The following is a 21,401-nucleotide window of genomic DNA, read 5'->3' on the forward strand; positions in this document are numbered from 1 at the left end:
CGGTTGCTCCTGCTCAAAGGCGGTTAGTGGCTGGCCGCGGTGGCGCCCATTTCATTGACTTGCTGGAAGGTCGAAAACCGCTCCAGGCCAAATGGCTTGATCAGATCGGGGGTCTTGCCGCCGCTGGCCACCAGTTCGGCCATGGTCTTGCCGCAGACAGGCGTGGCCTTGAAACCCCAGGTGCCCCAGCCGGCGTCGAGGTAATAATTTTTCACCGGCGACAGCCCCATGATCGGGCTGTAGTCCGGGGTCATGTCGGTAATCCCGGCCCACTGACGCATCAATTTGGCGTTGGCCAGGAACGGGAACATCTCGATGGCGTGGGCCAGCAGGCTTTCTTTCAGGTCGAGCGTGGAGCGGGTGTTGAACAGCGGATACGGATCCGAGCCGCCACCAAACACCACCTCGCCACGGCTGGTTTGCTGCACATAGCAGTGCAGAGCGGACGAGCTCACCAGCGGGTCAAGGAACGGCTTGAACGGCTGGGTCACCATGGCTTGCAGCGGGAAGGTCTGGATCGGCGAGCGAATCCCGGCCTTCTTCATCATTTGCGAGCTCATGCCCGCGACAGCCTGCACGGCGCAGCCGCACTTGATGGTGCCGCGATTGGTCTTCACGGCGGTGATGGTGCCGTTTTCGATGACCAGTTCCTGCACTTCAGTGAGCTGGTGAATCTCCACCCCACGCTTGGCCGCCTGCTTGGCATAGCCCCAGGCCACGGCGTCGTGACGGGCTGTTGCGCCGTCCATGTGCCACAGGCCCGCGAGCACCGGGATATGGCCTGGGTCGAGATTGAGCGTTGGCACCAGTTCGCGAATCTGCTGGCGGTCGATCATCTCGGTGCGCCCGCCAAAGTGCTTGTTCACTTCAGCGCGCTGACGGAACGAGCGCACAGTGGCATCGGTGTGGGCCAGGGTCAGTTGGCCGCGATGGGAGTACATGATGTTGAAGTCGAATTCGTTGGACAGGCCTTCGAACATTCGCACCGATTCGGCGTAGAACTTCACGCCTTCACTGGTCAGGTAGTTGGAGCGGATCACAGCGGTGTTACGCGCGGTGTTGCCGCCGCCCAGGTAGCCCTTTTCCAGGACCGCGATGTTGTTGATGCCGTGGTACTTCGACAGGTAATACGCTGTGGCCAAGCCATGACCGCCGCCGCCGATGATGACTACGTCATAGGAGGACTTGAGTTCCTTGGGCGCAGGCAGATCGACCTCGACCGGGTATTCCGAGCTGAGCCCGTATTTCAGGAGATTGAAAGGCATACGGCCTCCGAAGGGCTGCTTTGCGTTGTGGACTGCTGCGCGTGGGCTTGTCGGGAATGAAACTGCTGAAGCGCCGCGGTGACGGTGTTTTTCATCAGGAAGGCGATGGTCATCGGGCCGACGCCGCCAGGCACCGGGGTGATGGCCGAGACCTGGGGCAGGGCGCTGTCGAAATCGACGTCGCCCACCAGACGGCTGCGGCCGTCTTCTTCAATACGGTTGATCCCGACGTCGATCACTACGGCGCCCGGCTTGAGCCAGCTGGAATCGATCATCCGTGGCCGGCCTACGGCGGCGACCACAATGTCGGCCTGACGACAAAGCGCCTTGGCATCGACACTGCGCGAATGCACCACGGTCACTGAGCAATGCGCCTTGAGCAGGAGCGCCGCCATCGGCTTGCCGACGATGTTGGAACGGCCAATGACCACCGCGTGTTTGCCGCTGAGGTCGCCGCAGGTGTCGTCGAGCAACTGCATGCAACCGCTGGGGGTGCAGGGCGTCAGCACGTTGCGTCCCTGACTCAGGCCACCGACGTTTTCACTGTGAAAACCATCGACATCCTTGCCCGGTGCGATGGCTTGCAGGACGAGGGCTTCTTCGATGTGCGCAGGAAGTGGCAACTGCAGGAGGATGCCGTTGATGCTGTGGTCATCGTTAAGCTCTGTGATCAGCTTGAGCAGTTCAGCCTGAGTTGTCTCGGCGCTCAGGCGATATTCAAGCGAACGGATACCGGCCTCTTCGGCGCGCAGAATCTTGTTGCGCACGTAGACCTGACTCGCCGGGTCCTGGCCCACCAGAATCACTGCGAGCGCCGGCTCGATGCCGTCGCTTTTCAGTTTGCTCACATCGGCTTTCACGTTGGCCAGTACCCGGGCCGCAGCGGCCTTGCCGTCAATCACTTTGGAGGTATTCACCGGAAGATCACCGTTCTGTCCTTGTTGAGGAATACCCGATGCTCCAGGTGGTATTTCACCGCTTTGGACAGGGCCACCGTTTCGGTATCGCGGCCGGTGGCGACCAGGTCGTCCGGCAGGTAAACGTGGTCTACGCGCTGCACTTCCTGCTCGATGATGGGGCCTTCGTCCAGATCGCTGGTGACGTAGTGCGCGGTGGCGCCGATCAGTTTCACGCCACGCTCATAAGCCTGGTGATACGGCTTGGCGCCTTTGAAACCCGGCAGGAATGAGTGGTGAATGTTGATCGCCCGGCCCGAAAGCTGCTTGCACAGGTCATCGGAGAGGATCTGCATGTAGCGGGCCAGGACCACCAGATCGGTGCCGGTCTCATCCACCACTTTCATCAGCGCCGCTTCTTGCTGGGCCTTGGTGTCCTTGGTCACCGGCAGGTAGATGAAACGAATGCCTTCGCGCTCGGCCATTGGCCGCAGGTCCAGGTGGTTGGAAACGATGGCGGTGATGGTCATGTCCATCTCGCCCTTGTGGTAGCGATAGAGGAGGTCGGTGAGGCAGTGGTCGAACTTGCTGACCATCAGCAATACCCGCATCGGCTCGCGGGTATCGTGCAGTTCCCACTGCATGCCGAACGCCTTGGCGACGTCCTCGAAGCCGGCTTTCAACTCGGCGATGTCGCCGACGTGACCATCGTTGAAACGGAACACCGCGCGCATGAAGAATTTGCCGCTGAACTCGTCGTCGAACTGCGCCATTTCACCGATGTAGCAGGCATTGCCCGCCAGATACGAGGTGACCGCCGCGACGATGCCGGAGGTCGCCGGACAACTGATCTTGAGAATGAAATGGTTCTTTTCGTGTTGCATGGCGGTTCCTCTGGAAAGTGGCGGCAGCTCGATGCGAAGCGAAGATTCAGGGGTAAACAGTTTTTTCAGGGACGAATAAAAATTCCTATCAGGAATTAAATATTCTCGAAGGCTGTTTTATAGGCGAACGGAAACTGCGCGTCCAGAGGTTTCTGGAAACTTTTTTAACTGAGGGGAAATTTACTGGGCTAGCTTGATCGTTCCCACGCTCCGCGCGGTAACGCCGCCTTTGACGCTCTGCGTCGGTTTGCGCAATGACGCAGAGCGTCACGGGATGCATTCCCACGCAGAGCGTGGGAACGATCATTGTTTATGGGTGCGTCTGCGGGGGGGGGGGGCGTCAGCCGATTCAGTGCTCGTCCCACGCTCCGCGTGGTAACGCGGCCTTTGACGCTCTGCGTCGGCTGGTGATGTGACGCGGGGCGTCAACAGATGCATTCCCACGCGGAGCGTGGGAACGATCATGCGCTCGACCGTGGGAAGGATCATGCGCGAGAGCGTGAGGACGACGGGCTATGCGGGTTTCATTCCGCAGAACCGCCGTAGTTCATGATCGACAACAACCGGATCGGCACCTGCACCAGTTCTTCCGGCCCATGGGGGATGTCGCCGTCGAAGGTCAGGCTGTCGCCCGCTTCCATGTGGTACAGCTGATTGCCGTGGCGATACACCAGCTCGCCTTCCAGCAGATGCAGGAACTCGGTGCCGGGATGGGAGAAGGTCGGGAACTCTTCGCTGGCGTCATCCATGGTCACCATGTACGCCTCGAAGCTCTTCTTCGGTCCACGCGTGTGGTTGAGCAGGTGATAGGTGTGGCCTTTCTCGGTGCCGCGACGCACCACTTCCAGCCCTTCATCATGTTTGACCAATAGCGCGCTGCTGCCTTGCTGGTCGTACTGGCTGAACAGCTTGGACATGGGCATGCCCAATACGTCGCACAGGCGGCTGAGGTTATCCAGACTGGTGGAGACCTGGGCATTCTCGATCTTGCTCAACATGCCCTGGCTGATCCCGGCGATGCGCGCGACATCGGCCAGCTTCAGTTCCTGCGCCTGGCGCTGGCGCTTGATCTGAATCCCTAAGTACTGCTCGAGTTTCAACTTGGGTTGTTCTTCGTCAGGCGTATTCATCGGCTATGCACGGTTTCCGTTCGATAATTTTAATTTCGCACCAGGAATGTGCGATGCAGGCGCCGGCTGTTCAAATGTCGCCGGTTTATTCCCACAGCGAAAACCATATTCCCATATATAGAGTGGAAATTCTGCTTCGTCGTCCTATCTCAGCGTGGCATACCAAACTGGCAAGGCACTTGCATTCCTGTTGGGAAAGTAAGTTTCCTGATCGGAATAAGTACCGAGCAGGCAGCGAAACAGCGGTTCTCAACCTCAACGTTTTGCCTTTCGCCAGGAGTGAACACTCATGTTGCCAACCGAAACACAGCGGCTGATCGAGGAGCACGGGATCAAATACGTGCTGGCCCAGTTCGTCGACATCCATGGATCGTCCAAGACTAAATCCGTGCCGGTGTCGGGTCTGGAAATGGTCGCTGAAGACGGTGCAGGGTTCGCCGGTTTCGCCATCTGCGGCATGGGCATGGAGCCTCATGGCCCTGATTTCATGGCCAAGGGCGATCTATCATCCCTGACCCCGGTGCCATGGCAGAAGGGCTATGGCCGGGTCGTGTGCATCGGTCATGTGGAGGGCAAACCATGGCCCTACGACAGCCGTTACGTGCTGCAGAAACAGGTCGAGCGCCTCAGCGACCGCGGCTGGACCCTCAACACCGGTCTGGAACCTGAATTCAGCCTGTTCAAGCGCGATGCCGCCGGTGGACTGCAACTGGTCGACGCCAGCGATTCATTGGACAAACCCTGCTACGACTACAAAGGCCTGTCGCGCTCCCGTGAGTTCCTCGAGCGCCTGACCGAAGCCTTGCAGCCAGTGGGCTTCGACATCTATCAGATCGACCACGAAGACGCCAACGGCCAGTTCGAGATCAATTACACCTACAGCGATGCCATGGAGTCGGCCGACCGATTCACCTTCTTCCGCATGGCCGCCGGCGAGATCGCCAACGACATGGGCATGATCTGCTCGTTCATGCCCAAGCCCGACCCGAAACGCGCAGGCAACGGCATGCACTTTCACCTGTCGATCGCCAGCGCGACCAACAAGAACCTGTTCCACGACGCCAGCGACCCGAGCGGCATGGGCCTGTCGAAAATGGCCTATCACTTCGCTGCCGGTCTGCTCGCCCACGGCCCGGCGCTTTGCGCCTTCGCCGCGCCGACCGTCAACTCCTACAAGCGTCTGGTAGTCGGCAACTCGCTGTCCGGCGCGACCTGGGCGCCAGCTTTTATCGCATTCGGTTCGAATAACCGCTCGGCCATGGTTCGCGTGCCCTACGGACGTCTGGAGTTCCGTTTGCCAGACGCTGGTTGCAACCCGTATCTGGTCAGCGCCGCGATCATCGCCGCGGGCCTGGATGGCATCGATCGCAAGCTTGAGATCGACAACGTCTGCAACGAGAACCTCTACAAGTTGAGCCTGGAAGAGATCGCCGCACGCGGCATCAAGACCTTGCCGCAATCGCTCAAGGAAGCCTGCGACGCGCTGGAAGCCGACCCGTTGTTCGCCGAGGTACTGGGCAACGAAATCGTCGGCGAGTTCATCAAGCTCAAACGCATGGAATGGGTGGAATACAGCCGCCATGTGAGCGATTGGGAAATCAAGCGCTACACCGAATTCTTTTAAAGCAGCGATGAGCTGCAAGCCACAAGTCACAAGCAAAAGCAGCGTTGTGGCGCACATCGAATTTTCTATCCATGCGGTCTGCTTGCAACTTGAAGCTTGCCGCTCCCGAACGAAGTGAGGACTGCCTTTATGTGTGGAATTGTAGGGCTCTATCTTAAAAACCCGGCGCTGGAATCCCAGCTTGGCAAGCTCTTTGAGCCCATGCTTGCGGCCATGACCGACCGTGGTCCGGACAGTGCCGGCTTCGCCATTTACGGCGACGAAGTGGGCGACGGCTGGGTCAAGCTGACCTTGCAGGCGACCACTGACAATTACGACTTCAAGGCGCTGGTGTCGGCGCTGGAAGGCAAGCTTGGCGCATCACTGGACTGGTTCCAGAACGCCAGCGCCATCGTGCTGAAAATCCAGGCTGAAGAGGCCGCCGTGCGCGCCGCGCTGGGTGAGCTGGCGCCGACCGTGCGCATCATGAGCGCCGGCAAGAGCATCGAAATCCTCAAGGGCATGGGTTTGCCGAAGGAGATTTCCGAGCGTTTCGGCCTGGGCAGCATGAAGGGCAGCCACATCATCGGCCACACCCGCATGGCCACCGAAAGCGCCGTGACCATGGAAGGCAGCCACCCGTTCTCCACCGGCGCCGACCTGTGCCTGGTGCACAACGGCTCGTTGTCCAACCACTTCCGTCTGCGTCAGGAACTGCGCCGCGAAGGGATCAACTTCGACACCGAGAACGACACCGAAGTGGCGGCCGGTTATCTGGCCTGGCGCCTGCAACAGGGCGACTCGCTGAAGACCGCGCTGGACAGTTCGCTGGAAGCGCTCGACGGCTTTTTCACCTTCGCCATCGGCACGCGCAACGGCTTTGCGGTGATCCGCGATCCGATTGCCTGTAAGCCGGCGATTCTCGCCGAGACCGATGACTACGTCGCCATGGCTTCGGAATATCAGGCGCTGTCGAGCCTGCCGGGCATTGAGAAAGCCAAGGTCTGGGAACCCGTTCCCGCCACCATGTACATCTGGGAACGCGAGTCGGCTTAAGGAGCACGCACATGAAAACTATTGATCTATCTACCTCAAGCGTCCGCGATCTCAACCAGGCATTGCACGACCAGGTCAAGAATCTTGAAGAGCGCGAGTGGGTCGTCACGCATCCCAACGGCGCCCACAACCTGGCCGTCGGCGTCAACGAAGCGGTGTCCGTGGATATCCAGGGCCACGCCGGTTACTACTGCGCGGGCATGAACCAGAAGGCGTCGGTCACCGTGCACGGCAACGTCGGCGTCGGCTGCGCCGAAAACATGATGTCGGGCTACGTACGCGTCAAAGGCAGTGCCTCCCAGGCCGCTGGCGCCACCGCTCACGGCGGTCTGCTGGTGATTGAGGGCGACGCGGGTGCGCGTTGCGGCATTTCCATGAAGGGCATCGATATCGTCGTCGGCGGTAGCATCGGCCACATGAGCTGCTTCATGGGCCAGGCCGGACGTTTGGTGGTGTGCGGCGACGCAGGCGATGCACTGGGTGACTCGCTGTACGAGACCAGGATCTTCGTTAAAGGCAGCGTCGAATCGCTGGGCTCGGACTGCATCGAGAAAGAAATGCGCGCCGAACACATCGAAGAGCTGCAAGCGCTGCTGAACCGCGCCGGCTTCAACGAAAAAGCCTCGGACTTCAAGCGCTACGGCTCGGCCCGTCAGCTGTACAACTTCAAAGTCGACAACGCCTCCGCGTACTGATTCAGGAGCAAGACCATGAGCGATTCCACTACTCCAAAAGCACCGCCAGTACTGCGCGAGTCTGCCACTTTCGATCGCATGACCATCCAGGAAATCCAGCGTGCCGCCGAAACCGGCATCTACGACATCCGCGGTGGCGGCACCAAGCGCAAGCTGCCGCATTTCGATGACCTGCTGCTGCTTGGCGCCAGTGTTTCCCGCTACCCGCTGGAAGGCTACCGCGAAAAATGCGGCACCGACGTGATCCTCGGCAACCGCTTCGCCAAGAAGCCGATCCACCTGAAGATTCCGGTGACCATCGCCGGCATGAGCTTCGGCGCGCTATCGGCCAACGCCAAGGAAGCCCTGGGCCGTGGCGCGACCATCGCCGGCACGAGCACCACCACCGGTGACGGCGGGATGACCCCTGAAGAACGCGGACAGTCGCAACATCTGGTGTATCAGTACCTGCCGTCGCGTTATGGCATGAACCCGGACGATCTGCGCAAGGCCGATGCCATCGAAATCGTGCTGGGGCAAGGCGCTAAACCCGGGGGCGGCGGCATGCTGCTGGGCATGAAAGTCACCGAGCGCGTGGCCGGTATGCGCACCTTGCCAATCGGCGTCGATCAGCGCTCGGCGTGCCGTCACCCGGACTGGACGGGGCCGGATGACCTGGCGATCAAGATTGCCGAGATCCGCGAAATCACCGATTGGGAAAAGCCGATCTACGTGAAAATCGGCGCCAGCCGCCCGTACTACGACGTCAAGCTGGCGGTGAAAGCCGGTGCCGATGTGATCGTGCTCGACGGCATGCAAGGCGGCACGGCGGCGACTCAGGAAGTGTTCATCGAACACGTTGGCATCCCGATTCTGCCGGCCATTCCCCAGGCCGTTCAGGCGCTGCAAGAGATGGGCATGCACCGCAAAGTGCAGCTGATCGTCTCCGGTGGTATCCGCAACGGTGCAGACGTGGCCAAGGCCATGGCGTTGGGTGCTGATGCCGTCGCCATCGGTACGGCGGCATTGATCGCACTGGGCGACAACCATCCGCGGCTGGACGAAGAACTGAAGAAAATCGGCTCAGCCGCCGGATTCTATGACGACTGGCAGAACGGCCGCGACCCTGCGGGCATCACCACCCAGGACCCGGAACTGTCGAAACGTCTGGACCCGGTAGAAGGCGGGCGCAGGTTGGCCAACTATTTGCGTGTATTGGTCCTGGAAGCACAAACCATGGCCCGTGCTTGCGGCAAGTCCCACCTGCATAACCTCGACCCCGAGGATCTGGTGGCGCTGACCGTGGAATCGGCGGCCATGGCCCGGGTGCCACTGGCAGGGACTTCGTGGATTCCGGGGACGCAGTACTAAGCAATCACTGCGCGCGACGCCCTGTAGCAGTCCGGCTTGCCGGCGGCAGCGATCTTGATGACGCCACCGCCGGCAAGCCGTGCTGCTACAGAGGCCATTTTCCGTCGGTCATTTTTTGTTTTGTCCATCTCAAGAGGCCAGCAAGGCCCGACGTTTCATCACATCGCTATCTGCCAGACACTTTTCCATTCATTGCAGGAGCTTCGAAAATGGTTAACCGTCTACCCGGCAAATCCCTTCTTTCATTACTGGCGCTCAGCGCTTTCGTTCCTCTGGCCCATGCGGCCGACGCCCCGACACTCAACACCGGCAGCACGGCCTGGATGGTCACCGCCGCCGTACTGGTGCTGTTCATGTGCCTGCCAGGTCTGGCGCTGTTCTACGGCGGTCTGGTTCGGGCCAAGAATATGCTTTCGCTGTTCACCCAGTGCTTCGGCGTTGCCGGGCTGGTTGGCGTGCTTTGGGTGATCTATGGCTACAGCATGGTGGTGGACACCACCAACATGGTCGAGGGGCAGGTGAGTTTCAACAGCTTCGTCGGTGGCTTGAGCCGCGCGTTTCTGGCGGGCATGACGCCTGAAAGCCTGGTCGGCGACATTCCGGAGGGCGTGTTCGTGACCTTCCAGATGACCTTCGCCATCATCACCCCGGCGCTGATTGCCGGTGCATTCGCCGAACGCATGAAGTTCTCCGCTGCGCTGCTGTTCATGGCGATCTGGTTCACCCTGGTGTACGCGCCGGTTGCGCACATGGTCTGGGGCGGGGCGGGCGCCTTGATGCACAACTGGGGCGTGCTGGACTTCGCTGGCGGCACAGCGGTGCACATCAACGCGGGCGTCGCGGCGCTGGCGGCCTGCCTGATGCTGGGCAAGCGCAAAGGCTACGTAAACGCACCGATGCCTGCGCATAACCTGAGCCTGACCATGGTCGGTGCGGCGATGCTGTGGGTTGGCTGGTTCGGTTTCAACATCGGTTCCGGCGGCGGCCTGAACGGGTTGTCGGGCATCGTCATGCTCAACACCCAACTGGGCGCGTGCGCCGGTATTCTGGGCTGGATGTTCACCGAGTGGTTCAAGGTCGGTAAACCGAGTGCTCTGGGTCTGGCGAGCGGTGCACTGGCGGGTCTGGTCGGCATCACCCCGGCATGCGCCTATGTCGGTGTTGGCGGTGCGTTGGCCATCGGCCTGTTGTGCGGCGTGTTCTGCTACCTGAGCGTGACCGTGCTGAAAAAGCGCTTTGGCTACGACGATAGCCTCGACGTGTTCGGCCTGCACGGCATCGGCGGTATGATCGGTGCGGTGTTGACCGGCGTGTTCTGCGTGCCGTCGCTGGGCGGTCTGGTTGAAGGCGTGACACTGGGAGGACAGGTTATCGCGCAGATCAAAGGCGTAGCGTTCACCACGGTTTATTGCTTCGCAGTCAGCTGGGTGATTCTCAAGGTGGTCAAGGCCGTCGTGGGCTTGCGCGCCGATGAGCATGTCGAAGAAATGGGTCTGGACCTAGCCGAGCACAACGAGAGTGCTTACAACCACTAAGCCGGACTTGCGCATTAATCGTTCCCACGCTCTGCATGGGAATGCCGCTCAGAACGCTCTGCGTCCGCTGTTGTGACGCGGAGCGTCACGGGATGGGTGCCCACGCAGAGCGTGGGCACGATCACGTGTAGCAGCACGGCTTGCTGCCTGGGCGATTCCGAGGGCGCCACCGCCGGCAAGCCGACTGCTACAGATGTGTGTATGCCGTTAGATCGTACCCACGCTCTGCGTGGGAATGCCGCTCCGGGCGCTCTGCGTCCGCTGTTGGTGACGCGGAGCGTCACGGGATGCATGCCCACGCGGAGCCTGGGCACGATCGATATCAAGATCAACAATGTTCAATCAACGGAACGCGGGCACCACGTGCTTGATGAACAACTCAAGGGACTTCTTCTTCTCGGCGTGGGGCAGGCTGTTGTCGCACCAGAAGCTGAACTCGTCGACGCCCAGTTCCTGGTAGTACTTGATGCGCGGGATGATCTCTTCCGGGGTGCCGATCATGGCCGTCTTGTGCAGGCTTTCGAGGGCGAACTCGGGGCGCTCGGCAAACTTCTCTTCAGGGCTTGGCGCGAGGAAACCATTGACCGGCGTGGTCTTGTTGCCGAACCAGGCATCGAAGGTGCGGTAGAACTTCGAGATCGCCTTGGCGCCGACTTTCCAGCCTTCCGGATCGTTCTCTGCGTGGACATGGGTGTGACGCAGCACCATCAACTGAGGGCGTGGCACGTCCGGGTTGTTGGCCAGTGCGGTTTCGAACTTGTTCTTCAGGTCGACGACTTCTTCATCGCCCTTCATCAGCGGGGTGACCATCACGTTGCAGCCGTTGGCCACCGCGAAATTATGCGAATCCGGGTCGCGGGCGGCGATCCACATCGGCGGAGTGCGCACCGGTTTCGGCACGCTGGTGGAGGTGGGGAATTTCCAGATCTCGCCGTCGTGGGCGTAGTCGCCCTGCCACAGCGCCTTGACCACCGGGACCATTTCACGCAGCGCCTGACCGCCAGAAGACGCAGGCATGCCGCCGGCCATGCGGTCGAACTCGACCTGGTAGGCGCCGCGCGCCAGACCCACTTCCATGCGCCCGGTACTGATCACGTCCAGCAGTGCGCATTCACCGGCCACCCGCAGCGGGTGCCAGAACGGCGCGATGATGGTGCCGGCGCCCAGATGAATTGTCGTGGTTTTGCCGGCCAGATACGCCAGCAGCGGCATAGGGCTCGGCGAAATGGTGTATTCCATGGCGTGGTGTTCGCCGATCCACACAGTGCTGAAGCCGCCTTTTTCGGCCATCAGCGTCAACTCGGTCAGGTCTTCGAACAGCTGCCGGTGGCTGACGGATTCATCCCAGCGTTCCATGTGCACGAACAACGAAAATTTCATGACGCTTACCTCAGATTTTTCTTACCGCTCGATCAAGAGCAGTCAGGCGTTTTCGGTATACCGTAATACTTTGTGTCGTGGATCTTCAAGTGCCTACAGATCAGGCCAGAACGGGCAGGGCGCCCATCTTTCCTCGGCAATACACCATGGGGCTCGCAGGCTGTTCGGGAAGGATCAGGTTCTTCACCGCGCCGACCATGATCGCGTGATCACCGCCTTCGTACTCGCGCCACAGCTCGCATTCGATGATCGCCGTCGCGTTCGCCAGCAGAGGGTTACCCAGTTCGCTCAAGGTCCACTCGATGCCGGCGGCCTTGTCCTTGCCTTTGCGGGCGAAGGCGTAGGCCTCGCTCTGCTGGGTGCCGGACAACAGGTGAATGGCGAAGCGCTTGTTCTTGATCAGCGTCGGGTAGGAATCGGAGCTGTAGTTGGGGCAGAACAGCACCAGAGGCGGGTCCATCGACAACGAGCTGAAAGCACTGGCGGTCAGGCCGACCACTTCACCGTCGTCATTGAGGGTGGTGATCACCGTGACGCCGGAAGGGAAGGAGCCCATGACGTTTTTATAGGCGTTTGCGTCGATCATTTTGCTACCTCTGCGGTCGGTGGCCGGGGTGTAAAGCAGTCAGCCGGTTTTTATGTGTCTGATGGTATACCGTAATACTAATCGTGCAAGTGTTTTTCTTTTGTGCAGGCTGATTGGCGGTACTCGATAAACGGCTCAGGGCCCTTGTAGAGCGGCGGTTCAGACGGTGCTGAACCGGTTTTTCCAGCGACGTCTGAGTCTTGCCATCCGCACAAAATATGCGGCGAGATGGTTGTAAATTGTTGGCATACCATAATATGGTTGTGTGGCTCGTGAGTGCAGGGAAGTGTTTGCGGCGTTGAAGGCGCCACGGTGGCTCGAGAGTTGCAGTGGCGCTTCATGGTTTTAGCTCGGCAAGAACACAAGAACAAAGACAAGCACTCAGGCGAGACGATGACTACTTCCGATTCCCGCGACAGCCACACCACACCCTTGATCGAAAACCACACCGTCGACTACGTGCCCCTGGCCGAGCGCCATGGCAAGGCACGGGACCTGTTCACCTTGTGGTTCAGCACCAATATCGCCCCGTTGCCGATTGTGACCGGGGCGATGGTGGTTCAGGTGTTTCACCTCAATCTGCTGTGGGGTTTGATAGCCATTGCCCTCGGCCACATGATCGGCGGGGTGGTGATTGCCCTCGCCTCGGCACAAGGCCCGCGCATGGGCATTCCGCAGATGGTTCAGAGCCGCGGTCAGTTCGGCCGTTACGGCGCACTGCTGATCGTGTTCTTCGCAGCGCTGATCTACGTCGGCTTCTTCATCTCCAACATCGTGCTGGCCGGGCAGTCTATCCACGGCATGCTGCCTGCGGTGCCGCTGCCGGTGGGCGTGGTGATCGGTGCCCTGAGCGCCACGGCCATTGGCGTAATCGGCTATCGCTTCATCCATACCCTCAACCGCATCGGCACCTGGGTCATGGGCGCAGCGCTGCTGGCCGGGTTCATCATGATCTTCAGTCAGGACCTGCCACTGGACTTCTTCAGTCGAGGCAGCTTCAATCTGTCGGGCTGGCTGGCGACAATCTGCCTGGGCATCATCTGGCAGATCAGTTTCTCGCCCTATGTGTCCGACTACTCGCGTTATCTGCCGTGCGATATCGGCATTGCCAAACCATTCTGGGCGACCTATTTCGGCGCCACCCTGGGCACCATTCTGTCGTTCAGCTTTGGCGCGGTGGCGGTACTGGCCACCCCTGAAGGCACGGAGGCGATGGTGGCGGTCAAGCAGGCGACCGGTTTTCTGGGCCCGATCCTGATGCTGCTGTTCCTGCTCAACATCATCAGCCACAACGCCTTGAACCTTTATGGCGCGGTGCTCTCCATCGTCACATCGATCCAGACCTTTGCCGGTAACTGGACGCCAAGCATCAAGGTGCGCGTGGTGCTGGCGACGTTGATCCTGGCGGGCTGCTGCATCACGGCGGTGGGTGCTTCAAGCGACTTCATCTCGCAGTTCATCGGCCTGATCCTCACGTTGCTGATCGTGCTGGTGCCGTGGGCTTCGATCAACCTGATCGACTTCTACCTGATCAAGCGCGGCAGCTATGACATCGCCTCGATCTTCAGTTCGGACGGCGGGATATACGGGCGCTTCAATCCTCACGCGATCATCGCCTACTTCATTGGCATCATCGTCCAGCTGCCATTCGCCAATACCTCGCTGTACGTCGGGCCTTACGCCAACTATCTGGAAGGCGTCGACTTGTCCTGGCTAGCGGGGCTGCTGGTGACGTGCCCGCTGTATTACTGCCTGGCGACTCGCGGGCGGGCGCAGGAGAAGAGCAAGGCGGCGCGATTGGGGTTTACCGACTGAGGTCAGTAACAGGTTATTTGTCGCTCTCGGCCGAATGCCCACCCTGGCGTTCGGCAACGGCGCGCAGGGTCTTGAGCGTCACCATCGGTGCATCGATCACGAACCTGTTCGCCAGCCACGACGGAATATCACCTGCAGGTTCTGCCTGCAGTTGATAGGTCACCTCGGTTTCCCGCTCGCCCTTGGGCACCATCTGCCAGATCCCCTGCAACTGCTCGACGCGGATCATCCCCGGTACGGTTGGCTCCATGTCATTCACGGCACTCAAATGCCGCAATACGCTGCCGTCGTCGCCTTGTTCAGTCTGCACCTTGAGCACCATGTCACGCGTAGCGGCGGGCCATGGCAGGGCGGTGGTGAGGTAGACGAACGAGCTGTCGCCGTCGACTTTCAGCAGGCGCATGTCGGCGCAGGCGTACAGCCATTTGCAGGCGATGGTGAGGTTTTCCTGCAGATAGCTCAGGGTCTGAACGTCGGCCTTGATCCGCGCCACCCCACGAAAACTCTGATACTGCGAGCCAGGTGCGCTGTTGAGGTAGACCTTGATGCCGTCTTCGTCTTTGGCGAGCTTCCAGTCTTCAGCGATGGCGTAAGCGCAGAAAACGGGAAGCAGCAGGGCGCACAGGACGGGCAGTGTTTTCATCAGGGAAGCTCCAGGACTGCACGTTGGCGAGGCGCGGGTCTTCAGAGCATAGGTGAGAATAGGGAGGATTTGACTGTTGACGAACGCAGCCCGCGGTTTTTACCCAATACCCGCGGGAGACGCCGGAGCTGTGCGAGGGTGCTGGCAGCGATGGCGGTGTGTCTGATGGCTCATCTGCTAACTGATCCACCGCCTCGTCCGAATCGCGGCCCGTACCCTCGCACAGCTCCGGCTTCTCCCACAGAGATCGGTGTTCAACTCTAAAATCTCGGCTCGATACACAACACCGTAGCAGTCCGGCTCGCCGACGGTGGCGATCATGAGTACACCATCGCCGGCGAAGCCGGACTGCTACAAGGAGCACCGAAGATCCCGATCCTGATCCTGCTGCTCTTGCTCCTGCTTTTGCTTCTAAGCGCGCAATAGCCCACACACCACAAATCGCGACTTGGGTGCAGGCTGAACGCAGGTGGCGTGGAGTGGGCCGAGCGGCATGGATGCCGCGAGAGCCGCCGTTCGGCCATGGATGGCCGGTCGGCGGCGGGCCCACGGAGCGTCGCCGGAGTGAAGGTACCCGACGAAGTCGGGCCCAACCAGGAGCAGGGCCTTTTGGTTACTTTTTGATGGTCCGGCACTCCGGCTCTTGAAAAAGTAACTCGCCGAAGGCGAAACAGCTCTGGCGTTAGCCAGAACGCTCTTCAGCGACGCTGAACCTACGGACGAAAATCAATGCGCCCCAGCCGCCTTGTTCAAATCACTCTCCGCCCACTGCGTATAAACACACGCATCCGCCGTAGCCCACCGAACCCGCACCTGATCCCCGGCCTTGAGCGGCATCCCGGCTGCAGAAAGCGCCTTGACCGTCATACTCGTCCCACCCTGAGTCATCACCGTACACGTCTGACTCTCCCCCAAAAACAACACCTCACCCACCTTCGCACTGACCTCATTCCAGCCAGTCTGCAACGGCTGCAACGCCGCCTGCTCGACGCTCAACGCCTGGGCCTTTTCCGGACGAATCATCAACAACACATCCTGATCCGTCACCAGCCCCGCCGTCAGCCGGATCGACAGCGACTGCCCCTCGAACGTCGCCACGCCATTGCCCTGCGCCTTGAGCTTGAGGAAATTGGAATTCCCCAGAAACGAAGCAACGAAAGCATTCGGCGGGTTCTGATACAAGTCATAACCACTGCCAAGCCCGACAATCTTGCCGTGGCTGAAAATCGCGATGCGCTGAGACAGCCGCATGGCTTCTTCCTGATCGTGAGTCACGTAAACAATGGTGATGCCGAGCCGGCGATGAAGCTGGCGCAACTCGTCCTGCAAATCCTCACGCAGCTTCTTGTCCAGCGCGCCAAGAGGTTCGTCCATCAGCAGAATCCGTGGCTCGTACACCAGAGCCCGAGCGATCGCAACGCGCTGCTGCTGCCCGCCCGACAGTTGCGAAGGGCGGCGATGGGCGAACTGTTCCAGTTGCACCAGCTTGAGCATCGCGTCGACGCGCTTGTTGCGCTCGGCCGGGGCGAGCTTGCGGATTGCGAGCGGGAAGGCAATGTTGTCGCGCACCGATAGATGCGGAAACAACGAATAACGTTGGAACACCATGCCGATATCGCGCTTGTGCGGCGGCACGTTCACCAGGGATTTACCCGACACCAGAATCTCGCCGGAGCTGGGCGTCTCGAACCCCGCCAGCATCGACAGCGTGGTGCTCTTGCCCGAGCCGCTGGAGCCAAGGAAAGTCAGGAATTCGCCGTCCTGGATGTCCAGCGAGATGTTGTCCACTGCAGCGAAATCGCCGTAATGCTTGTTCAGGTTGCACAGGCTGACCAGGGTCTGCTGTGGCTGTGCGGAATCTTTGATCACGGCGCTCATGAAGGCATCCTCGCTTCGTTGCGGCGACGCAGGGTCGCGGCGATAAACATCACCAGTACCGACAGGGCGATCAGCAGCGTCGAGGCGACGGCGATCACCGGGGTCAGGTCCTGGCGCAGGGTGGTCCACATCTTGACGGGCAGGGTCTGCAGGTTCGGGCTGGCCATCATCACGCTCAGCACCACCTCATCCCACGACACCAGAAAGGCAAACAGCGCACCGGCCACCATGCCGGGACGAATCCCCGGAAATGTCACCTTGAGCACTGCCTGAATCCGCGAGGCACCGCAGATGACCGCTGCATCCTCAATGGACTGATCGAACAGCTTCAGCGAGTTGATGATCGAGATAATGGTGAAGGGCAGCGCGACGATCACGTGGCTGACCACGAAAGAAAACAGCGTGCCGGTATAACCGAGCTTGAGAAACAGCGCATAGACCGCCACGGCGATGATCACCAGCGGCACGATCATCGGCAGGGTGAAGATGCCGTACAGCATGTCGCGCCCCGGAAAGCGTCCGCGCACCAGTGCGAAAGCGGTCGGCAGGCCCAACGCTACGGCACAGATGGTCGTCAGTACCGCGACTTTCAGACTGGCGAAAGCGGCTGCCATCCATTCCGGATTGTTGAAGAACTGCTGATACCACTTCAGCGTCCAGCCGGGCGGTGGAAACACCAGCCACTGCGAGGAGCCGAACGACAGCAGCACGATGAACACGATCGGCAGCAGCAGAAACAGCGCGATCAGCCCGGTGACCGAATACAGGCCCCAGCGCAGGCGCGGGCTCATGGCATTGGGAGTCAGGAGCATGGCGGTTTACCTCGCGTTAGTGGCGCCGACCGGGGATTCCGGCTGCAGCTTGAGGTAGAAATAGAACAGCACCAGAGTGATCACGATCAGCAACGCGGCGCCGGCACTGGCCAAACCCCAGTTGAGGAACGATTGCACCTGCTGGACGATGAATTCCGGCAGCATCATGTCTTGGGCGCCGCCGAGCAGAGCCGGGGTGACGTAGTACCCGAGCGACATGACGAACACCATCAGACCGCCCGAGAACAGGCCCGAGCGACACAGCGGCAGGAACACTTTGAAGAAGTTGGTCCAGGGACTCGCGCCGCAGATGGAACCGGCCTGCAGCACCATCGGGTCGATGGCGGCCATGGTCGCCTGCAACGGCAACACGATGAACGGGATCATGATGTAGCTCATGCCAATCACCACGCCGGTCAGGTTGTGCACCATTTCCAGCGGCTGATCGATGATGCCCATCGCCATCAACGCCTTGTTGATGACACCCGATGCCTGCAACAGCACCAGCCAGGAATAGGTGCGCGCCAACAGACTGGTCCACATCGACAGCAGCACGATGTTGAGCATCCAGCGACCCCAGCCGCGTGGCACCAGCGTGATCGCCCAGGCCAGCGGAAAGCCCAGCAACAGGCTGAACAGCGTGACCAGACCCGCCACCGAGAAGGTATTGAACAGCACTCGCGCATAAGCGGAGTTGGCGAACAGTTGCTCGTAGTTACCCAGCCCCGGCGTCGGTTCCAGTACGCCGCGCAGCAACAGACCGATCAACGGCGCGAAGAAAAACAGACCGAGAAAGAGCAGGGCGGGCAGCAGGTTGCGGCTGCCTTTCCAGCGCTGCGACAACGGGGTTGTCTGTTTCATCGTCACGGCCTGAGCGGGTGCCGCGCCGGCGGTGCTGGACGCACCACCGACAGGCTTGGATTGACGGGACGCGAGGGCCGTCATTTTTATTTGACCAGCCATTCGTTCCACCGTGTCGCGATGGCCGGACCGTTCTTGGCCCAGTACGCGAAGTCGAGAGTGATTTGATCCTTAGCGTAGGCGGTTGGCAGGTTCGGCGCGAGGGCCGAGTCCAGGCGCTGAACGCTGTCCAGATTGACCGGCGCATAGGCGGTCAGGTTGGAGAAGTCTGCCTGACCCTTGGCGCTGGACGCCTCGGCAATCAGCTTCATCGCTGCGTCCTTGTTCTTCGCGCCCTTCGGTACCACCAGGAAATCAGCCATGACCAGGTTCTGCTTCCAGCTCACGCCAACCGGTGCGCCATCCTGCTGCAGGGCATAGGTGCGGCCGTTCCAGAACTGGCCCAGCGAAGCTTCACCGGACGCCAGCAGTTGTTGCGATTGAGCGCCGCCACCCCACCAGACGATGTCTTTCTTGATGGTGTCGAGCTTCTTGAAAGCGCGATCCAGGTCCAGCGGATAGAGCTTGTCGGCGGGCACGCCATCAGCCAGCAGCGCCAGCTCCAGCACGCCAGGGCTCGGCCATTTGTACAGCGCGCGTTTGCCGGGGTAGGTCTTGGTGTCGAACAGGGCGGTCCAGTCATCCGGCTTGGCCTTGCCGAGTTTGCTTTCGTTGTAGCCGAGCACGAAGGAGAAGTAGAAGGAGCCGACGCCGTGGTCCGAGACGAAGCGTGGGTCGATGCGATCTTTCTTGATCACGTTGAAATCGAGGGGTTCGAGCAGGCCTTCGCTGGCGGCACGCAGGGCGAAGTCGGCTTCGACGTCGACCACATCCCACTGCACGTTGCCGCTCTCGACCATGGCCTTGAGTTTGCCGTAGTCGGTAGGGCCGTCCTGAACCACGGCGGTGCCGGAGCTCTTGGTGAACGAGTTGGCCCAGGCCTGCTTTTGTGCATCCTGAGTCGAGCCGCCCCAGCTGACGAAATTGACGCTGTCGGCAGCCATCGCGGCGTGACACGAGAAGGCCAACACACCCGCTGCCAGGACCGCTGTTGCACGTTGAATCAACACCATTTTCACGCCCTCATTTGTTGTGTTTTTGAGCGGGCTTCTGTTGCCCGCCTGTCGGGAGCAGTGGGCCTTCGGATTCTCATCCTCAAGCCTTGAAAAACGGGGCCGGTCAGGGGCTGTTGTTTGTGCTGTCCCTTGCGGGCGCCACTGACTGAAAAAAGCTACGGCCTACGGAATGTCATATTATGGTATTCCAAACTTTCTGCAAGCACTTTGCCGTTCTGAAAACCTCGTATTTTTGATTTTTTTGTAAGGACAGGCCCCGTGTTTACAGGGCCAAACGGTGATTGACCGGTGAAACGTATCAGCTCGAAGCGGGCTGTACGGTGCCAGGAAACGGAATGCTTTCAACCACTTCCAGATCGTAGCCGGTGAGGCCCGCGTATTTCAGCGGAGGGCCCAGGTGACGCAGTTTGCCGACGCCGATGTCTTGCAGGATTTGCGCCCCGGTGCCGACTTCCGAATAAATTCGCGACTGCGAACGGGTGTACTGGCGCGGCGCTTGGGTCAACTGCGGGATACGTTCGAGCAGCGCCTGGGAAGATTCGTGATTGGCCAGCACCACAACGACGCCTCGGCCTTCTTCGGCGACCTTTTGCAGGGCGGCCCACAGCGTCCAGTTGACCGGGCCGTTGTATTCCGCGCCCACCAGGTCGCGCAGCGGATCCACCACATGCACGCGCACCAGCGTCGGTTCGTCTCGGCGCACATCACCCATGACCATGGCCATGTGGACACCGCCTTCGATGCGATCCTCGTAGCTGATCAGGCGGAAAGTGCCGTGTACCGTCGGCAACTCGCGTTCGCCGATGCGCACCACCGTGTGTTCGGTGCTCAGGCGGTAATGGATCAGGTCGGCGATGGTGCCGATGCGGATGCCGTGCTTTTCCGCGAAGCGTTCCAGGTCAGGGCGGCGAGCCATGGTCCCGTCGTCGTTCATCACTTCGACGATCACCGAAGCTGGAGTGAAGCCAGCAAGACTCGCCAGATCGCAACCGGCCTCGGTATGCCCGGCGCGGGTCAGCACACCGCCCTCGCGGGCGCGCAACGGAAAGATATGACCGGGCTGCACCAGGTCTTCCGGCTGGGCATCCAGTGCAACGGCCGCCTGCACGGTGCGCGCCCGGTCGGCTGCGGAAATGCCGGTGGTGACGCCGGTCGCTGCTTCGATCGATACCGTGAAGGCCGTGGAAAACACGCTGCCGTTGCTCGGCACCATTTGCTCCAGGCCCAGCCGCTGGCAATGATCGTCGGTCAGCGTCAGGCAGATCAGACCGCGCGCTTCGTTGGCCATGAAGCTGATGGCCTGTGGAGTGCAGCGGTCGGCCGCAAGCAGCAGGTCGCCTTCGTTTTCGCGGTCTTCGTCATCGACCAAGAGGACCATCTTGCCTTGGCGGTAATCTTCGATGATGTCTTCGATGCGGTCGAACGCCATACTCGGGATCTCTGTTTTATGAGATGGAAAATAGTGGTATACCATAAGACAGAATATTTCACAGATTCCAGCGTTTTGAAACCACAACATTGATTAATCAGCGAGAGTGCGAATGAAGGCTTACTGGATTGCCCACGTAGACATCACCGACCCGACGCAATACGCCGAATACACCCAGCGCGGGCCTGCGGCATTCGCCAAATACGGCGGGAAGTTTCTGGCACGCGGCGGCCGCGCCGAAGCGTTGGAAGGCCGCAAGACCCCGCAGCGCACCGTGATCATCGAGTTCGAATCCTACGAGCAGGCATTGGCCTGTTATCACTCGGTCGAGTATCAGGAGGCGATGAGCCACCGACACGGCGTGGCCCATGCCGAGATCGTGATTGTCGAGGCGTTTGCGGGGTAGCCCCGCGCTATGAAAGGCGCCCCGGCTTGCTGGCGATGGTGATTCAAGGATCGCTGGCGCTG

Annotated in this window: 19 protein-coding genes; 7 read left to right on the plus strand and 12 right to left on the minus strand. The window is 60.4% G+C overall.

The annotated features are described in order from the left end of the window. Positions 1-23: 23 nt before the first annotated feature. The 4 genes from BWR59_RS25395 to BWR59_RS25410 all read right to left on the minus strand — a co-directional run bounded on the left by BWR59_RS25395 (position 24) and on the right by BWR59_RS25410 (position 4,175). Positions 24-1,265 carry an FAD-dependent oxidoreductase gene (locus tag BWR59_RS25395; RefSeq protein WP_081568440.1) on the minus strand — a complete coding sequence of 414 codons (1,242 nt, stop codon included), beginning with the start codon at positions 1,263-1,265 and terminating at the stop codon, positions 24-26. Next, positions 1,247-2,182: a bifunctional methylenetetrahydrofolate dehydrogenase/methenyltetrahydrofolate cyclohydrolase FolD gene (gene folD / locus BWR59_RS25400; protein ID WP_081568441.1), complete on the minus strand. Its 936-nt coding sequence runs from the start codon at positions 2,180-2,182 to the stop codon at positions 1,247-1,249. The genes BWR59_RS25395 and folD overlap by 19 nt, the downstream gene beginning before the upstream one ends. Then, positions 2,179-3,045, minus strand: a complete 867-nt coding sequence (gene purU, locus BWR59_RS25405) for a formyltetrahydrofolate deformylase (RefSeq protein ID WP_081568442.1) — start codon at positions 3,043-3,045, stop codon at positions 2,179-2,181. The genes folD and purU overlap by 4 nt, the downstream gene beginning before the upstream one ends. Positions 3,046-3,569: 524 nt before the next feature. Beyond that, positions 3,570-4,175, minus strand: coding sequence for a helix-turn-helix domain-containing protein (locus BWR59_RS25410; RefSeq protein ID WP_081568443.1), 606 nt, complete (start codon positions 4,173-4,175; stop codon positions 3,570-3,572). Positions 4,176-4,464: 289 nt separating this feature from the next. Here BWR59_RS25410 and glnT point away from each other — a divergent pair, with 289 nt between their 5' ends. The 5 genes from glnT to BWR59_RS25435 all read left to right on the plus strand — a co-directional run bounded on the left by glnT (position 4,465) and on the right by BWR59_RS25435 (position 10,414). Then, on the plus strand, positions 4,465-5,799 hold the full coding sequence (gene glnT, locus BWR59_RS25415; RefSeq protein WP_081568444.1) for a type III glutamate--ammonia ligase: 1,335 nt from the start codon (positions 4,465-4,467) through the stop codon (positions 5,797-5,799). 129 nt (positions 5,800-5,928) lie between these two features. Continuing rightward, positions 5,929-6,834, plus strand: a complete 906-nt coding sequence (locus BWR59_RS25420; protein WP_081568445.1) for a glutamine amidotransferase family protein — start codon at positions 5,929-5,931, stop codon at positions 6,832-6,834. An 11-nt stretch (positions 6,835-6,845) separates the two neighbouring features. Next, entirely contained in the window at positions 6,846-7,529 is a 684-nt protein-coding gene (locus BWR59_RS25425) for a protein glxC (protein ID WP_081568446.1), read from the plus strand. A 15-nt stretch (positions 7,530-7,544) separates the two neighbouring features. Then, complete coding sequence (locus tag BWR59_RS25430) at positions 7,545-8,879, plus strand: FMN-binding glutamate synthase family protein (RefSeq protein ID WP_081568447.1); 1,335 nt, start codon at positions 7,545-7,547, stop codon at positions 8,877-8,879. A gap of 209 nt (positions 8,880-9,088) precedes the next feature. Further along, positions 9,089-10,414, plus strand: coding sequence for an ammonium transporter (locus BWR59_RS25435; RefSeq protein ID WP_081568448.1), 1,326 nt, complete (start codon positions 9,089-9,091; stop codon positions 10,412-10,414). 342 nt (positions 10,415-10,756) lie between these two features. On the opposite strand, the gene BWR59_RS25440 is transcribed toward BWR59_RS25435, so the two are convergent. After that, a complete protein-coding gene (locus tag BWR59_RS25440; protein WP_081568449.1) occupies positions 10,757-11,794 on the minus strand; it encodes an LLM class flavin-dependent oxidoreductase in 1,038 nt (345 codons plus the stop codon). Positions 11,795-11,894: 100 nt separating this feature from the next. Then, the gene (locus BWR59_RS25445) at positions 11,895-12,380 is read right to left on the minus strand and encodes a flavin reductase family protein (protein WP_081568450.1); all 486 of its coding nucleotides are present in this window, start codon (positions 12,378-12,380) and stop codon (positions 11,895-11,897) included. 393 nt (positions 12,381-12,773) lie between these two features. Here BWR59_RS25445 and BWR59_RS25450 point away from each other — a divergent pair, with 393 nt between their 5' ends. Beyond that, a complete protein-coding gene (locus BWR59_RS25450) occupies positions 12,774-14,195 on the plus strand; it encodes a cytosine permease (RefSeq protein WP_081568451.1) in 1,422 nt (473 codons plus the stop codon). 13 nt (positions 14,196-14,208) lie between these two features. Here the strand turns inward: BWR59_RS25450 and BWR59_RS25455 are convergent, their stop codons facing one another. The 6 genes from BWR59_RS25455 to ribBA all read right to left on the minus strand — a co-directional run bounded on the left by BWR59_RS25455 (position 14,209) and on the right by ribBA (position 20,933). Continuing rightward, positions 14,209-14,838: an START domain-containing protein gene (locus BWR59_RS25455; RefSeq protein WP_081568452.1), complete on the minus strand. Its 630-nt coding sequence runs from the start codon at positions 14,836-14,838 to the stop codon at positions 14,209-14,211. A gap of 726 nt (positions 14,839-15,564) precedes the next feature. Beyond that, positions 15,565-16,716 (minus strand): ABC transporter ATP-binding protein, encoded by a 1,152-nt coding sequence (locus BWR59_RS25460; protein ID WP_081568453.1) that lies wholly within the window; start codon positions 16,714-16,716, stop codon positions 15,565-15,567. Next, the gene (locus tag BWR59_RS25465; RefSeq protein WP_081568454.1) at positions 16,713-17,528 is read right to left on the minus strand and encodes an ABC transporter permease; all 816 of its coding nucleotides are present in this window, start codon (positions 17,526-17,528) and stop codon (positions 16,713-16,715) included. Before BWR59_RS25465 ends, BWR59_RS25460 begins: the two co-directional genes overlap by 4 nt. Before the next feature lie 6 nt (positions 17,529-17,534). Next, a complete protein-coding gene (locus BWR59_RS25470; RefSeq protein WP_143490939.1) occupies positions 17,535-18,491 on the minus strand; it encodes an ABC transporter permease in 957 nt (318 codons plus the stop codon). Further along, on the minus strand, positions 18,476-19,501 hold the full coding sequence (locus tag BWR59_RS25475; RefSeq protein WP_081568455.1) for an ABC transporter substrate-binding protein: 1,026 nt from the start codon (positions 19,499-19,501) through the stop codon (positions 18,476-18,478). Before BWR59_RS25475 ends, BWR59_RS25470 begins: the two co-directional genes overlap by 16 nt. A gap of 301 nt (positions 19,502-19,802) precedes the next feature. Further along, positions 19,803-20,933: a bifunctional 3,4-dihydroxy-2-butanone-4-phosphate synthase/GTP cyclohydrolase II gene (ribBA, locus tag BWR59_RS25480; protein ID WP_081568456.1), complete on the minus strand. Its 1,131-nt coding sequence runs from the start codon at positions 20,931-20,933 to the stop codon at positions 19,803-19,805. Between the two features lie 112 nt (positions 20,934-21,045). On the opposite strand from ribBA, the gene BWR59_RS25485 reads away from it, so the two are divergent. Further along, positions 21,046-21,339: a DUF1330 domain-containing protein gene (locus BWR59_RS25485; protein ID WP_081568457.1), complete on the plus strand. Its 294-nt coding sequence runs from the start codon at positions 21,046-21,048 to the stop codon at positions 21,337-21,339. The last annotated feature ends 62 nt before the right edge of the window (positions 21,340-21,401 follow it).

It is taken from the genome of Pseudomonas sp. Bc-h (assembly GCF_002080045.1).
GTDB lineage: Bacteria > Pseudomonadota > Gammaproteobacteria > Pseudomonadales > Pseudomonadaceae > Aquipseudomonas.